Annotated in this window: 12 protein-coding genes and 2 pseudogenes; 9 read left to right on the top strand and 5 right to left on the bottom strand. The window is 44.0% G+C overall.

The features are described from left to right. The first annotated feature begins 253 nt into the window (after window positions 1-253). From HW45_RS07290 to HW45_RS07260, 7 genes are all read left to right on the top strand, one after another. Window positions 254-1,348, top strand: a complete 1,095-nt coding sequence (locus HW45_RS07290; protein ID WP_006073745.1) for a TRAP transporter substrate-binding protein — start codon at window positions 254-256, stop codon at window positions 1,346-1,348. A gap of 106 nt (window positions 1,349-1,454) precedes the next feature. Further along, window positions 1,455-1,997, top strand: coding sequence for a TRAP transporter small permease subunit (locus HW45_RS07285; RefSeq protein ID WP_006073743.1), 543 nt, complete (start codon window positions 1,455-1,457; stop codon window positions 1,995-1,997). 10 nt (window positions 1,998-2,007) lie between these two features. Then, window positions 2,008-3,291, top strand: coding sequence for a TRAP transporter large permease (locus HW45_RS07280; protein WP_038225884.1), 1,284 nt, complete (start codon window positions 2,008-2,010; stop codon window positions 3,289-3,291). Window positions 3,292-3,401: 110 nt separating this feature from the next. Then, window positions 3,402-4,751, top strand: a complete 1,350-nt coding sequence (locus tag HW45_RS07275; RefSeq protein WP_006073741.1) for a cache domain-containing protein — start codon at window positions 3,402-3,404, stop codon at window positions 4,749-4,751. Continuing rightward, the gene (locus HW45_RS07270; RefSeq protein WP_006073738.1) at window positions 4,751-5,386 is read left to right on the top strand and encodes a response regulator transcription factor; all 636 of its coding nucleotides are present in this window, start codon (window positions 4,751-4,753) and stop codon (window positions 5,384-5,386) included. The genes HW45_RS07275 and HW45_RS07270 overlap by 1 nt, the downstream gene beginning before the upstream one ends. A 195-nt stretch (window positions 5,387-5,581) precedes the next feature. Then, window positions 5,582-6,058 carry a MarR family winged helix-turn-helix transcriptional regulator gene (locus HW45_RS07265; RefSeq protein WP_006073734.1) on the top strand — a complete coding sequence of 159 codons (477 nt, stop codon included), beginning with the start codon at window positions 5,582-5,584 and terminating at the stop codon, window positions 6,056-6,058. Between the two features lie 295 nt (window positions 6,059-6,353). Then, the gene (locus tag HW45_RS07260; protein WP_038225882.1) at window positions 6,354-7,925 is read left to right on the top strand and encodes a BCCT family transporter; all 1,572 of its coding nucleotides are present in this window, start codon (window positions 6,354-6,356) and stop codon (window positions 7,923-7,925) included. A gap of 76 nt (window positions 7,926-8,001) precedes the next feature. Here the strand turns inward: HW45_RS07260 and HW45_RS07255 are convergent, their stop codons facing one another. Further along, on the bottom strand, window positions 8,002-8,634 hold the full coding sequence (locus HW45_RS07255) for a CatB-related O-acetyltransferase (protein ID WP_038225880.1): 633 nt from the start codon (window positions 8,632-8,634) through the stop codon (window positions 8,002-8,004). 402 nt (window positions 8,635-9,036) lie between these two features. Here HW45_RS07255 and HW45_RS30330 point away from each other — a divergent pair. Further along, a pseudogene (locus tag HW45_RS30330) lies at window positions 9,037-9,750 on the top strand (cache domain-containing protein); the annotation flags it as partial. Continuing rightward, window positions 9,748-10,920: pseudogene (locus HW45_RS30325) on the top strand (methyl-accepting chemotaxis protein); the annotation flags it as partial. The pseudogenes HW45_RS30330 and HW45_RS30325, both read left to right, overlap by 3 nt. A 45-nt stretch (window positions 10,921-10,965) precedes the next feature. On the opposite strand, the gene HW45_RS07245 reads toward HW45_RS30325, so the two are convergent. From HW45_RS07245 to HW45_RS07230, 4 genes are all read right to left on the bottom strand, one after another. Next, window positions 10,966-11,682, bottom strand: a complete 717-nt coding sequence (locus HW45_RS07245) for a 3'-5' exonuclease (RefSeq protein WP_038226056.1) — start codon at window positions 11,680-11,682, stop codon at window positions 10,966-10,968. A 9-nt stretch (window positions 11,683-11,691) separates the two neighbouring features. Further along, the gene (locus tag HW45_RS07240) at window positions 11,692-13,581 is read right to left on the bottom strand and encodes a putative nucleotidyltransferase substrate binding domain-containing protein (RefSeq protein WP_038225878.1); all 1,890 of its coding nucleotides are present in this window, start codon (window positions 13,579-13,581) and stop codon (window positions 11,692-11,694) included. Window positions 13,582-13,715: 134 nt separating this feature from the next. Next, window positions 13,716-14,906, bottom strand: coding sequence for an amino acid aminotransferase (locus HW45_RS07235; RefSeq protein WP_038225877.1), 1,191 nt, complete (start codon window positions 14,904-14,906; stop codon window positions 13,716-13,718). 286 nt (window positions 14,907-15,192) lie between these two features. Then, on the bottom strand, window positions 15,193-15,399 hold the full coding sequence (locus HW45_RS07230; protein WP_038225875.1) for a hypothetical protein: 207 nt from the start codon (window positions 15,397-15,399) through the stop codon (window positions 15,193-15,195). Window positions 15,400-15,471 lie beyond the last annotated feature (72 nt).

Below are 15,471 nucleotides of genomic sequence, written 5' to 3'. Positions count from 1 at the left end.
TAAGTACTTTTACTATCTCCTTTTAAATCCTACCTTCTTAAATTATTGATTTATCGACATTAAAGTTTTTTCTGCGGTTATTTCCTACGTATTTCTACGTAATACCAAGGTCTGATAACGCTAATTAATGGTTTTATCACTGCGTGCTCTCACTAATACCCGTTATTCAGAATTGCATCCATAGTTGTGTGGAATGTGAAACTTGGAGTCGCGACAGTGACTTCAACAGGGAACCTACTCAAGGAACTGAATAATGAGTCTAATCAAGAAATCAGTAACACGTGTCATGAAGAGCACGGCGATTGTTGCAGCAACGTGTTTAGCGTTTGTTGCAGGTACCGCAAATGCAGCCGATAAAGTTTATCGTTTAAAGTTAGCCGAAACATGGGGGCCAAACTTCCCTATCTTTGGTGACGCAACGAAGAACATGGCGAAAATGGCAGAAGAAATGTCAAACGGTCGTTTACAAATCCGCATTGACTCTTCGAACAAGCACAAAGCGCCTTTCGGTGTGTTTGATATGGTTAAATCTGGTCAATATGACATGGGTCACTCAGCGTCGTATTACTGGAAAGGTAAAGTGCCAAATACCCTCTACTTTACGACAATGCCTTTTGGTATGACGGCACCAGAACAGTACGCTTGGTTCTATCACGGTGGTGGTATGGAACTAATGGAGAAAGTGTATGCGCCGCATAACATGATGTCTTTCCCTGGTGGTAACACTGATGTTCAGATGGGCGGATGGTTCCAAAAAGAAATCAACAGTGTCGATGACCTACAAGGTCTTAAAATGCGTATTCCAGGTTTTGCGGGCGAAATCCTAGCAGAGGTTGGTGCTAAGCCAACAAACATCGCTTCAGGTGAACTGTATACCTCTTTAGAACGTCGTACCATCGATGCACTTGAGTGGGTGGGACCATCACTAGACCTTCGTATGGGCTTCCACAAAATTGCGCCTTATTACTACACCGGTTGGCATGAGCCAGCAACAGAGCTGCAATTCCTAGTAAACAAACGTACTTGGAACAAACTTCCTGACGATTTGAAAGCAATTCTACAAATCGCTATGAAGACAGCAGCGTACGACATGTACATCCAATCGACTCACGAAAGTGGCAAAAACTGGGCGACTATCCAAACAGATTACCCAGACGTGAAAGTTAAAGACTTCCCACGCGAAGTAATGGATGCACTGCGTGATGCGAATGACAAATTGCTAAAAGAGCACGCAGCTAAAGATGAAATGGCAAAAGAAATCCAAGCTTCTCAAGCCGCTTATCTACAGCAAGTACGCTCTTGGACCGATATTGCGTCTAAAGCTTACCTAAACAAGTTCGACAATTAATACCCCCTTTAAGTGGCGCTGCTCCTGCGCCACTTTTTCCCAAAAAATGGTCATACGCCCTTAACTAAAACAATGAACTAAATATGGCGGATAGGCGGAAAGTTGTATGCGTAGTTTAATTTACATTGAAAGACTGTTTAACAAGGTAGCGGATTTGCTAGGCTGGTTATCCAGTATTTTGTTTTTGCTCTTATTGGTGAATGTTGTTTATGACGTAGTGATGCGCTACGTATTTAATGATGTTTCTATCGCCTTCCAAGAAATGGAATGGCATTTATTCTCGGCGGTGTTTTTACTGGGTGTCCCATACGCAATTAAAGCGGGCGGACATGTACGAGTAGACGTGTTCTACGAGCGTTTATCTATTAAAGCTCAAGCCATCATCGACCTGCTAGGTACTTTTGTTTTTCTTTTCCCATTTTGCTTATTGGTCGCTTGGTTTGGTATCGATTTTGCCAAAGAAAGTTACGCGCTAGGAGAAACCTCTGGTGACCCTGGTGGTTTACCTTATCGCTGGATCATCAAAGCGATGATTCCTCTTTCATTCTTCTTTATGGCGATTGCTGGTGTTGGCTTAGTTCTGCACTCATTGAACAAACTGTTCAATCCACACCTCATTTACGCTAAGTCTTCCGGCTCACACGAATAAGGACATTCTCATGATCGGTATTGTGATGTTTTTTGTAGCCTTATTCGCGCTACTACTCGGCTTTCCTGTTGCTTTCACTTTTGGCGGCATTGCGCTGATCTTCGGTGTGTGGGCGGAAGGGATAGAAATGTTTGCGTTTATGCCATATCGCATACAGTCCATTATGGAAAACACGGTAGTAATGGCTGTACCTCTGTTTGTTTTTATGGGGTTAGTTTTACAAAAGACTCGACTAGCTGAACAGCTTCTTGAGTCGATGGGTCGTTTGTTTGGTGGTGTTCGTGGTGGTATCGCAATTTCAACGGTACTCGTGGGTGCATTACTTGCAGCATCTACGGGTGTTGTAGGAGCATCGGTCGTCGCCATGGGGCTTATCTCACTGCCAGTGATGCTCAAATACAACTATGATAAAGGGTTGGCCTGCGGCACTATTTGTGCGTCGGGTACTCTAGGGCAAATCATTCCACCATCCATCGTGCTTATTCTTTTGGGTGACGTGTTAGGTGTACCAGTAGGGGATTTATTCCAAGCGGCGTTATGGCCGGGCTTTGTCTTAGTTGGCGCTTATGTCGCTTACATACTCATTTATGCAAAGCTAAACCCAGAGAGTGCCCAACCGATTCCAAGAGATGAAACTATTTCACGCTCAGAAGAAGTGAAAACGGCGCTGAAAGCGATTATTCCACCGCTAGCACTGATTGTTGTGGTATTAGGCTCTATCTTTGCCGGTATTGCGACGCCAACGGAGTCTGCTGCTCTCGGTGGTGCGGGTGCGATTGTTTTATCACTTATGTATCGCCAATTCAGTTGGGGCATGCTCTATGATGCGTCCAAAGAGACGGTGAAAGTGACGGCAATGGTATTTGCGATCTTGCTTGGTGCAACGGCGTTCTCAATGGCGTTTACTTATACAGGTGGTGATATGCTGGTAGAGGAGTGGATGCTTGAACTGCCAGGTGAAAAATGGGGCTTCCTAATCATTACCATGGTGGTGATTTTGATTCTTGGTTTCTTTATCGACTTCGTAGAAATCTGTTTCATTATCGTACCGATGATTGCCCCTGTGGCAGAGCTAATGGGTATCAATATGACGTGGTTTGCTATATTGATTGCGATGAACCTGCAAACATCGTTCTTAACCCCACCATTCGGCTTTAGCTTGTTTTATTTGAAAGGCGTAGCCCCTAATGGCGTGACCACAAGAGATATTTACCGAGGTGTAATGCCATTTATCGCGATACAAATAGTCGTCTTAGCGTCGATACTTATGTTCCCAGAGTTTTATGGAATGTGATCGGAGCTGCGTTAGCTCGGCATAGTAGTTCATTTCTATTTTAGACATTGCTACTGTTTACAATAGGAAACAATAAGCTACATCCAATGCAGCTTAGAAAAAGGACTTCTATGCCGCTCAAAGCAAAACTTATCTTACTGACACTCATCCCACTTATCATTGTGACGGCGAGTGTTAGTTGGATAACTCTTCATCAAGCAAAAGCCCTCGGAGAAAATGAAATTAACATTTTCCGAGAGAGCCTTATTCGCTCAAAAGAATCTGCTCTTAAAGATAGCGTCGAAATGGCCTTTGATGCCATTGAGCAGGTCTATAACAACTCTTCATTAACTGAGACTGAAGCCAAAAATCAGGTCAAAGAAACGCTCAATCGTCTACGTTATGGAACCGATGGCTACTTTTTTGCCTACGACAAAAACGGCACCAACCTTGTTCACCCAATTCTTCCGCAGCTTGTCGGTCGAAACTTGTTAAAACTTCAAGACCAAGATGGTGATTACCTGATTGAAGCTCTGTTGTTTCAAGCTCAATCAGGAGGGGGCTATCACCAGTACTTATGGCAAAAACCTTCTACTGGAGAAACGGTCACCAAACTTAGTTATGCAGCCTGGCTGGATAAGTGGGACTGGATGATAGGGACCGGGCTGTATATCGAAGATGTGGCGCAAGAAGTGGCAATATTAAGGGCCGCCATTGATAACAATATCGAGACCACGATATTTTCTATCGTGACAATTTTCGCAGTAACAGTAGCGGTGATTATTGTACTGACCTTAGCGGTTAATTGGCACGAACATAAATTAGCTGATAAAAATCTAAAAGAGCTCGCCCATAAAACGGTGATGTTTCAGGAGGATGAACGTAAGCACTTAGCCAGAGAGCTTCATGATGGGGTAAATCAATTGCTGGTGTCGAGTAAGTGTCATCTTGAGTTGATGGACACGAGAAGCGTTGATGATCGTTCTATGGGGCACTTACAGCAATCTCAATCTTCATTGTCAGAAGCAATAATGGAAGTTCGTCGAATTTCCCATCACTTACGTCCTAGTGCTTTGGATGATATAGGTTTGGAAGCAGCGATTACCACTCTCTTGCAAGATTTTAAAACTTACTCCATGGCAAGTACTGAACTGGTTTTAGACTCCAATGCCTCGAAACTCAAATCTGAAGTGGCGACTACACTTTATAGAGTGGTTCAAGAGTCTCTTAATAATATCGAAAAGCATGCTCAGGCGACCAAGGTCACCGTGTTCTTGAAGCAATTTGGCGGTGTACTACAGTTGATCGTCACCGATGATGGAGTTGGATTTGATGTTGGAAATGCGATGAATAGCCGTGGGATTGGATTAAGAAACATGCGCGAACGAGTGGAATTCATCGGGGGAGAGTTCGAGCTGATTAGTGAATATGGAAAGGGAACAGAAATTACCGTGTTGTTAAAGGTAGAGGAGGCAGTGTAATGGATGCCAAGATCCGAGTCGTCATTGTCGATGATCATCAGGTTGTTCTTGAAGGTTTTATGGCTAGGCTAGAGCGGGAACCGGAAATCGATGTGGTTGCAACTGCAAGCAATGGTGTAGAAGCTATTGAGGTCGTCAAAAGCACTTTGCCGGATGTGGTTTTAATGGATGTAAGTATGCCGATAATGAACGGCATTGAGTCCACGCAAGTCCTAAAAGAAGAGCTGCCCAATATCCGAGTTTTAATGTTAACGATGCATGATAATCGTGAATACATTATGAAGGTAATGCAGGCAGGAGCGGTAGGTTACATGCTTAAGGAAATCTCCGCAGAGAAAATGGTGCAGGCAATTAAGACTGTTCACCAAGGGTCGACCTACTTTTGTGAGTCAGTCACCCAAACATTATTCTCTCAAGAGATTACCCCTGTCGTTGCAAAGTCCAACCCATTGAGTCGACGTGAAGAGTCTGTGCTCAAGCTAGTAGCTCAAGGTTGTAGTAGTAAGAAAATAGCTCAGATGTTAGACATATCCTATCGAACAGTGGAGACTCATCGTCAAAACATCAAACATAAACTGGATCTACATTCGACGGCAGAGTTGGCAAAATACGCGCTAGAAAATGGCTTGTCGTAGAGCACTCGAACGACTTGGTTTAACATACCTTTCACGGGCATGAAAATGGGCGTGAAGCTAGATTTAGCGAGGGTTTAAGGTGTTTAAGTGGACAAAAGCTGTGATCAATTGAGACTTTTACCAAAATCACGACGCATTCTGTTTCGCGTTCTGTTATAAAGAGCGCGCTAACTCTTTGAAAGACTGGACTGGAAATTGGAAAAACACGAAGAAGTATTAGTGGCGTTACGCCAGATTATCCGCGCGATTGACCTACACTCTAAAAAACTTAAGAAAGAGTGTGGCTTAACTGGGCCTCAACTTATTTTGATGAAAGCGATCAAAGATATGGGTGATGTGACAATTCGTGAACTTTCAAACTCAACCAATATCAGCCAAGCCACGGCAACGACGATCATCGACCGTCTTGAAGCTCAAGATTATGTCCAACGTATTCGGAGTCAGCAAGACAAACGCAAAGTGCACGCAACTCTGACTGAGAAGGGAGAGGAAGTATTAAAAGATTCTCCTTTACCACTTCAGGATAGCTTTGTTCAGAAATTTCAGCGTCTAGAAAGTTGGGAGCAAACTCTATTGCTGTCGTCGATCCAGCGTATTTCGTTGATGATGAACGCCGACGATATTGACGCGTCTCCGGTTCTACAACTCGATAGTAATATTTCAAAGAACTAGTATTTTATTGGAATAGTGGCCTCATCAATTTGGGGCCATATGTCTCTCCTATTTTGACCCTTAAACTCCCGCTCACTCCGATTTAATTTGAGTTCTAATCGTTAATTGTCTCAGCTCCATTTGGTACGAATTGTCTGACTTTCCTAACATTTTGTGAAATTCCGCTTATAATTTGGTAAAATACAGCGTTTGCAAAGCAGATATCGTTAAGGGTCGGCTGTTCGTTGTAGTCCAGCATTCATAGTTTTGACCTAAAATGCTTTGAGTTAAAAGGAATGGGTCATAGAGAGGATTAATGACAAAGGGTATTGATAAGTACAGTATTGATAGTACTGACTACACTATTGGGCAAGATAATGTCCAGAAATGGGGGTTTGATGTTCACAACCCTGTCTTCGGGATCAGTGCGGGATTTATTGCACTGCTTCTATTACTAACCGTCATTGTTGACGCGGATACCGCAAAATCTGCTCTTGATGGTATCAAACTAGCAATCATTGATAAATTTGATTGGCTATTCATGTGGTCTGGGAACATATTTGTTGTTTTCTGTCTAGCATTGATAGTGTCCCCATACGGTAAAATCCGCCTTGGTGGTAAAGATGCGGTCGCGGATTATTCGTTTATGTCATGGCTTGCCATGTTGTTCGCTGCTGGTATGGGTATTGGTTTAATGTTCTGGAGTGTAGCTGAGCCCGTGGCTTACTTTACTGGCTGGTTTGAAACTCCACTAGGTGTAGAGCCAAACACTGCGGCGGCAAGAGAGCTTGCAATGGGTGCTACTATGTTCCATTGGGGTCTACACCCATGGGCAATCTACGGCGTTGTTGCTCTTTCACTTGCCTTTTTTGCCTACAACAAAGGTTTACCTTTGTCGATGCGTTCAATTTTCTATCCGATTCTTGGCGACAGAGCTTGGGGTTGGGCAGGTCACATCGTTGATATTCTTGCGGTATTGGCGACATTGTTCGGCTTAGCAACATCTCTTGGTTTAGGTGCTCAACAAGCCGCAAGTGGTATTCACCATGTGTTTGGTGTTGAGTCAGGAATGACTTTGCAAATAGTCGTTATTGCGGTCGTAACATTATTAGCGGTTGTTTCTGTATTACGCGGTATTGATGGCGGTGTTAAGGTTATTAGTAATATCAACATGATCATCGCCTTCTTGTTGCTTATATTAGTTGCTTTTATTGGTTATGCCGTTACATTTGCCGCGATTCCTGAGACGTTGTTTGCATATATTAAGAACATTATTCCACTAAGCAACCCTCATGGACGCGAAGATGAAGTATGGATGCACGGTTGGACAGTGTTCTACTGGGCGTGGTGGATTTCATGGTCCCCATTCGTAGGTATGTTTATCGCGCGTGTATCTAAAGGTCGTACTGTTCGCCAATTTATTACAGCAGTACTTATCGTACCGACCGCAGTGACCGTGGTGTGGATGTCGGTATTTGGTGGTATGGCTATTGATCAAGTGATTAATCAAGTTGGCTCACTGGGTACTAATGGCTTAGGTGATGTTCCACTGGCGATGTTTGAAATGTTCGATGAATTGCCTATGGGTACGATGCTCTCTATCGTTGCTGTTGTGCTTGTTTTGGTGTTCTTTATTACGTCGTCAGACTCAGGCTCTTTGGTAATCGATAGTATTACAGCGGGCGGTAAAGTCGATGCACCAGTTATTCAGCGCGTATTCTGGGCGTTTATGGAAGGTGCTATCGCAGTTGCGCTACTTTGGATTGGTGGTAATGAGGCAATTGCAGCACTGCAAGCCGGTGCGATTTCATCTGCACTACCGTTCACCGTCATTTTGCTGATGATGTGTGTGAGTCTATTGCTTGGTATGAGAACTGAAAAATACTGATTGCAATTTAAGCAGATAAGAAAGAGCGGCTAATTAGCCGCTCTTTTTGTTTATTGATGTTCAATTATGATTGCTATTAACGGCTTACATAGAGTGTGTGAGCACGTTCGAGTGCATCGATATCGCTGGCGCAAATGAGGTGTAGTAGCGCCTCGAATTTTTCTTCACTCCATTGATAGATATTGAGTGTTAGCAAACGCTTTATGCTGTCGGTATCAAACCTATGCTTAATGACCTTTGCTGGGTTACCGCCAACAATGGAATAAGGCGCTACATCTTTCGTCACCACGCTATTCGCCGCAACTACTGCACCTTCACCAATAGACACTCCTGGCATGATCATCGCTCGCATGCCAATCCATGCACCATCAGAAATAATGGTATCGCCTTTCGATTGATAAGCTTGTTCGACATTGTCCAAAAATGGATAGAGTGAAAACCAATCGAGTCGATGAGTGTGATTGCCACCCATAAGTATTACTGCTTCCGCTCCGATACAGACATAATCGCCTATATATAGTTGGTCAATGTCCCATGGCGGCGACTTATGTCGAGTTTGCTCGTCGCCATGCAGGTAGCGGATGACAGACGACTCGAAACCATTGTCGTAAGCGTCGCTGTAATAACTATGCGTGCCTTTAACGTGGATATTAGGGTTAGTCACAGTTTGATGGAGTAGTTCAAACCGAGTCCAATGTTTGGAGTTCATAGTGAACCTCTAAAATTAGCCAAAGTGAATGTTGAGAAATTCTCCCGAGTTTTTAGTGCTGTCAGCACAAAAATCAACATTAGCTAATGAATGTGAGGTTGCTTCAAATAAGCAATGGCCTCGACAACTGAATATTGTCTTTGGTAGATCTTTAACATGTCGAGCCCTAAAGAAATGGAGTGTTCAGCCGATTATAGTGGAGTTGATTAAATCTCCAGCATAATACAAATAAAAACAATGTTTGTAAAATTAGTGGGGTCAATGAAATGTCACTATAAAGTGCTTATAAGTCAATATATTGGCGCTCGATTTTGCTGCTGAATATGTATATTATTCGCACGCCACGTAGTGGTTAACAATAAAAATAACAACCAAAATCCGACAAAGACAGAATAATAAACTATGAACTTATCATTAAGACAAAAGCTTATTGCTGCCACACTCAGTGCGGTGGTGCTCATGGCGGTCGCGTTGACCATTCTTGCCGCTAATCAATTATCCTCGCAAACCAATGCTGCAATCAGTGCACGTGCGAACAACGTCTCGTATGCTGCTGTAGAGGGCATTAAAAACTGGGTCGATATTCGCAAAACTATCGCCACGGCGTTCAACGGTTTTGTTGAACAAGAGGACAAAGTTCCATATTTACAGCAAGCTCGCATCGCGGGTGGCTTTGACGACATTTTCTTTGGCACTCCAGCTGGCGAAATGTTCCGCTCTCACCCTGAGCGTAATCGTGCTGATTACGATCCTCGCACCCGTCCTTGGTATCAAGAGGCTCAGGCTGCTAATAAACAGATTATTACTGAGGCCTATCAAGATGCCATTACCAATGCACTATTGGTGACAATTGCAGAGCCAGTAAAACAGCACGGCCAACTTATGGGGGTCGTTGGGGCTGATGTTCTCATTGACCAATTAGTTAACGATGTAATCAGCTTAAACGTCGGTAATAATGCGACAGCAATGCTCATTGATCTGACTAATGGCACGTTCTTAGCACACCCTAACAAATCGCTACTTCTAAAGCCTGTGACCGCATTGGGTCAGAGTTTTAATATCCAAACTATTCAGCAAAAAGCGTCCGATAACTCAATGTTGGAGCTTAAACTAAACGGTACAGAGAAGCTGATGTTCTTCTCAAAGGTTCCCGGAACAAACTGGGTTTTTGCGGTTGAACTTGATAAAGCGACAGAACTAGCGGGTCACAAAACGGCATTAACTCAACTGATTATTACCTCTCTGATTATTCTTATTCTGGTTGGTATTGTAGCGTCGTGGTTGATGAGTTTCCTAGTGAATGACCTCGCGCGCGTGTCAAAAGCATTGAAAGAGATTGCTTCTGGTGAAGGTGACCTAACTCAGCGTTTAGAACCACGTAGTAAAGATGAAGTAGGGCAGTTGGCTAGAAACTTCAATACGTTCGTCAGCTATATGCATGAAACGGTCATGCACCTGAAAGATGTATCATTGGCTCTATCCGAGCAAGCTAAAGATACGGCAACGCATGCCCGAGTGCGTAGCCAGCGTATTCAAACACAGCAAGATGAAATCAACATGGTTGCGACAGCGATTAACGAGATGGCTGCGGCCACTCAAGAGATCGCAAGTAATGCCGACATGACAGCATCTAATTCGTCAGAAGCGGTTGGTGCGAGTAATCACGGTGCTGGCCAAGTTTCTCAAACTCAAGGCTCTATTCAAAACCTGGCGGCAGAAGTTCAAGTGGCGACAGGCGTAATTCAAGAGCTTGAGACGCACGGTAATAGCATCAATACCATTCTTTCGACTATTCAAGACATCGCTGAACAAACGAACTTGCTCGCTCTTAATGCAGCAATTGAAGCAGCACGTGCAGGAGAGCAGGGGCGTGGGTTTGCGGTTGTAGCGGATGAAGTTCGTGTGCTTAGTCAGCGTACTCATGCGTCGACTCAAGAAATTCAAAGTACGATTGAAACCTTGCAAGCAACTACTGCAAAAGCGGTGGGTATTATGAACGATAGTCGAAAACTGGCTGACACTAGTGTTGACGATGCGAACTGTGCTGCAGCGAGCCTAACGCAAATTCATGCAGCTGTTGAACAAATCAGTGATATGGCTGCGCAAATAGCTACGGCGGCGGAAGAACAAGCGTCTGTGACCTCTGAAATCACTCGAAATACCCAAGGTATACGTGATGTGTCTGATGAGTTAGCTGAAGAAGCTCAGGAAGCGGCACAGCAAGCCGTTGACCTGTCTAATTTATCTCAGAAACTAGAGAAAGAGATTGGTCGTTTTAAGATCTAATCTTATTTCCCCTCTGACCAAAAGCGGTCAGAGGGGAGTGCACTTCTACAGCCAAATCTCGCTAATCGTATGCTTGCCTTCGAAATGATAAGCGAGCTGAGCTTGTAAAAGTTCAGCTGTCGCGATGGCATCGGTCAGCGCATGATGAGGTGGGTAATCAGGTAAACCATATCGACGTCGGCTTTGACCAAGTCTCACAGAGTCTGCACGTTTCCCTTTCAGTTTGTTAATAATGCCCCCGGTCAGGCGCGATTGATAATCTGATTCGATTTGCATGGTATCGACAACCGGAAACTCAATGCCTTCTCCAATCATTCGCTTAAGCGCACTATTGAGAAAGCCTCTCTCAATTGGGCGGTAGTGAACCACAATAATTTTCCCTGCCAGCGCCGAAAGGACATCACCCAAAACTTCATCTAGTGTTGGTGCGTCAATAATGTCGTTGTGAGTTATGCCGTGAATGACAACGGACTCTTCTTCAAGCTTGGCTTTGGGTCTGATGGTCCAATGCGCTGCTTGCTTGAGACGAATACGAGACGCGGTAAACGGCACTAAACCGATAGAGAGAATTCCGTCCTTATCTGGATTTAGTCCGGTGGTTTCGAAATCCAGTGCAACATACTCTAACTCACTTAATGGCGTGTCTGCGGCAGGTAGTCCAGCAGAGTAAAATGCTCGTAGACGCTCATCATTAACTCGTTCTGCCAAGGTCGCAAACTTGTTTGTCCACTGAACGGATGGGGGCTGAAGTAATTTCTTAATCATTTGAGCCTACTTTAACGCGTTATTGGCTTGGTAACGGAATTTGAGGAAATTTTGACCGTTACTTAGGATCTGGAACGCGTCTTTTAAGTTTCGACGTTCAAAGTCAGAAAGGTTTTCTGGTTCGATATTGTTATCTGGTTCTATGCCTTGCTCTACGTCGATAGCTTGGTGGCTAATGCGTACCATAGAGATAAACTCAAGTGCATCTTTGAGATCTCGAGCACGGCCTTTGGGTAATATTCCCGCTTCGTGAATATCGTCCAGACGTTCAAATGAATTGGTGGAGCGAGAGCCAACCGCCAAGGCGTGAACACGAATCAGGTCGACCAAAGGTGCAGTACCACGACGTTTGAGGTTAATAGAGTTGTTATGTTGACCATCTTTTTCCATCACAAAATCTTTAAAGAAACCGAGAGGTGGTTTTCGGTTTAAGGCATTTCGTGCCAAACAAGCAAGGAATCGGTTGTTACGACGGGCACGACGGACAATAAAGCTATTTAGTTGCTCGGCCCATTTCAACTTGCCGTACACACCATCGAGGTCAAAGAAGATCGATGCATTCAACAGGGCTTTCGGGTTAGGATCATCAATCCAATCAGAGAAACACGCTTCCCACTCTTTGCGAGTCATGCGCCATTCCGGATTGGTGGCCATGATGTCACCCGTGCAGTAACTGTACCCACAGTCTGCTAGAGCATCGCAAATGAACTTAGCAAAGGCTTCGAAGTACTTCCCATGTTTCTTCTCATCGTAGCTGTCATCAAGAATAATGGCGTTATCCTGGTCAGTGACGACAAGTTGTTCGTCTCGTCCCATTGAGCCAAGCGCTAAGAAGCAGTAAGGGATAGGCGCGCTTCCGAGTTCTTCTTCTGCAAGTTCAATTATGCGCTGCTTAAAGCTTCGGCCAATGACCGACATGGCGGTTCCTACCATGTGAGCATTAGCATCTTCGTTAACTAAACGGACAAAGCTGTCTCCAACTTGTTCGGAGAGCGATTTAAGCTCTTCAACGGACTGTTGTTGGAAAATACTGCTCACCAGTAGTAACGAGTTCTGCGATTCGTAACGGACGATATCGGTAGTTTCTATGATGCCGATAGGCTGTTTGTTTTTGAGTACCGGCAAGTGATGCACGTTATAACGAAGCATGGTAAGCATGGCTTCGTAAACATAAGCATTGTGGTCGAGAGAAATCACATCGGTAGACATCACGCTACCCACTTCATCTTGTGGGTCAAGGCTCTCTGCTAGCACACGAGTACACAAGTCCCTATCAGTAATAATGCCGAGGACTGGAGAAGTGTCTTCCTCATCATTGTCTACAATTTCTGGGTCAATGATCAGTAATGATGATACTTGTTCGTCCGCCATTAATCGTGCAGCGTTTTGAATGGTACTAGAACGTTCGATAGTTGGAGCGTCACGCGTTAGTAAAGTTCTTACTTTGGATGTGGTCAGGTCATTCTCATTGGTATTGTTGGAAACCGCTTGGCGTAAACGTACCGTATCCTCTACTTCTACAAAATCAGCAAATGAGTCGAAGCCGTCATAGAGCTCTTGGAAGATCTCGGCTGACAAGCAGTAAACTAACGTGTCTTCAACAGCTTTTGCAGGAAAACGGACTTTGTTGTTGGTTAGCAGTCCCATCTGCCCAAATAGGTCTCCCTCATCTAGGCGATTGTAGAGCTCTCCTTTTCGACGGTAGATTTCAACCACACCACTGCGAACCATATAAAGGTCGTGAATATCATCACCAAAGTGGATGATGGGTGTATCTTGTCGGTAGTAAGCGATTTCCATATGTTGAGAGACATAAAGTACGGTCTCTTCTGGAAGTTCATCAAAAGGAGGGTGGGAGGCTAGGAAGTTTTGAATTTCCAAGATTTCTGCGTCCATGTGCGGCCTTAGCTGTCGGTCAATGCTTTAATACTACACGCAGATACAAAAAAGGTCAGCCGAAGCTGACCTATTATTTATGCCTGATAGTTGCATTTGTTCAATGCTAACGTCTTGATTCTATGAGCTAGAGCTTATAGAACTGCGGCGATACCTTTACATAGCGGACCCATGTTTGACTTTGTCATACCAGCAACACTGATACGGCCAGAACCAACGATGTAAATACCGAACTCTTCTTTTAAGCGGTTAACTTGCTCTTTAGACAGGCCTGAGAAAGAGAACATGCCATTTTGGCGCTCGATGAAGCTGAAGTCTGCGTCTACGCCTTCGGTTTTAAGAGTCTCGACGAATAGTTCACGCATTTCTTGGATACGGTCGCGCATTTCTGCCACTTCTTGCTCCCATTCTGCGCGCAGTGCTTGGTCATTTAGAATGTGAGTGACTACTGCAGAACCGTGTGCTGGTGGGTTAGAGTAGATTGAACGGATGATGCTCTTAACTTGAGAGAAAGCCGTTGTTGCCACTTCTTCGGAAGTCGCAACCAATGTGAACGCACCAACACGCTCGTTATATAAACCAAAGTTCTTAGAGAAAGAGCTTGCCACTAGAATCTCTTTGTTGTGTTTAGCGAACGCACGTAGACCTTGAGCGTCTTCTTCTACACCTTTAGCAAATCCTTGATAAGCAAAGTCAAATAATGGGATTAGGCCTTTTTCTGCAACAAGTTTAGCTAACTGCTCCCACTCATCGGCAGTAGGATCGATACCTGTTGGGTTGTGACAACAACCGTGCAGCAGCACAATATCGCCGGCAGACGCTTGTTCAAGATCTGCAACCATGCCTGCAAAGTCTTTATCTTTAGTTTCAGCGTTGTAGTAACGATATTGCGCGGTTTCTATACCTGCAGCGCTGAATACGCCATTATGGTTCGCCCAAGTAGGATTACTGATCCAAATTTTCACTTCACCAAGCTGACGCTTGATGAACTCACCAGCAACACGAAGTGCGCCAGTACCACCTGGAGCTTGAGCTGTTTTGGCACGTTTTTCGGCAACGATCTCTGAATCAGCGCCGAAAAGCAGTTTTTGAACAGCTAGACCGTATTCAGCTGTCCCTTCAATCGTCAGATAAGATTTGGTTTTCTCAGTCTCCAGCAATGCCGCTTCTGCTTTCTTAACAGTCGCTAGAACGGGAGTTTCACCTTGTTCATTCTTATAGATACCAACACCTAGGTTAATTTTCTCTGCGCGAGTGTCTTTTTTAAACTCTTCTGTAAGACCAAGGATTGGATCGGCGGGTGCTGCAACAACTTTTTCAAACATATTCTTCATCCATGTTAATTGAAGGGGCAATCAAAACGTTTGTTAACAAACGACAACAGCCTATTTATACCTTTCAAGGCTATAGGAGACAACTACATTAAAGAAGAAAACAGAAAATTATTTTGATTTGAAACAGAAAAGGACTCTAATTCATTATTTTGACGAGTTAAGTGCTCTAAGAGTTGAGGTTAAGCGAAGGATAACTAACGTTAAGGCTGGTTTTCATAGAAAGAAGGTATACTTATTGTAGGAAATGTACCTTCTAACTCAGAAGTGATATCTAACTCTATTTATCTACTTCAATTTTCTCTGTTGAAGCATCTACGTAGCTCGGTTCACACCGTTCAGTATACGAGATACCTAAAGTACTTTCTGCAATATGATTCCAGTTACCGCTGAGATAGCATGGTTGGTTAAAACATTGTCCCCAACCTTGATTGAAGTATGACTGACCAAAATAATGCATACTGTGTCTAGCAGATTCGCGACTCATAAAACCTCCTGTTAAGGCCACAATTTCCATACCTACTATAAATATCCAAAGGCTTGATTTGGAAGTTATTCG

Origin of the sequence: Vibrio sp. ER1A (assembly GCF_000733315.1) — a bacterium.
In the GTDB taxonomy this organism is placed as follows: domain Bacteria; phylum Pseudomonadota; class Gammaproteobacteria; order Enterobacterales; family Vibrionaceae; genus Vibrio; species Vibrio mediterranei.
The sequence above is the reverse complement of the archived record's forward strand: the minus strand, read 5'-3'. Positions and strand labels throughout refer to the sequence as shown.

Excerpts from the sequence above, each read along its gene's own strand:
- HW45_RS07290 (WP_006073745.1), top strand. The coding sequence starts at position 254 with ATGAGTCTAATCAAGAAATCAGTAACACGTGTCATGAAGAGCACGGCG.
- HW45_RS07285 (WP_006073743.1), top strand. The coding sequence starts at position 1,455 with ATGCGTAGTTTAATTTACATTGAAAGACTGTTTAACAAGGTAGCGGAT.
- HW45_RS07280 (WP_038225884.1), top strand. The coding sequence starts at position 2,008 with ATGATCGGTATTGTGATGTTTTTTGTAGCCTTATTCGCGCTACTACTC.
- HW45_RS07275 (WP_006073741.1), top strand. The coding sequence starts at position 3,402 with ATGCCGCTCAAAGCAAAACTTATCTTACTGACACTCATCCCACTTATC.
- HW45_RS07270 (WP_006073738.1), top strand. The coding sequence starts at position 4,751 with ATGGATGCCAAGATCCGAGTCGTCATTGTCGATGATCATCAGGTTGTT.
- HW45_RS07260 (WP_038225882.1), top strand. The coding sequence starts at position 6,354 with ATGACAAAGGGTATTGATAAGTACAGTATTGATAGTACTGACTACACT.
- HW45_RS07255 (WP_038225880.1), bottom strand. The coding sequence starts at position 8,634 with ATGAACTCCAAACATTGGACTCGGTTTGAACTACTCCATCAAACTGTG.
- HW45_RS07240 (WP_038225878.1), bottom strand. The coding sequence starts at position 13,581 with ATGGACGCAGAAATCTTGGAAATTCAAAACTTCCTAGCCTCCCACCCT.
- HW45_RS07235 (WP_038225877.1), bottom strand. The coding sequence starts at position 14,906 with ATGTTTGAAAAAGTTGTTGCAGCACCCGCCGATCCAATCCTTGGTCTT.
- HW45_RS07230 (WP_038225875.1), bottom strand. The coding sequence starts at position 15,399 with ATGAGTCGCGAATCTGCTAGACACAGTATGCATTATTTTGGTCAGTCA.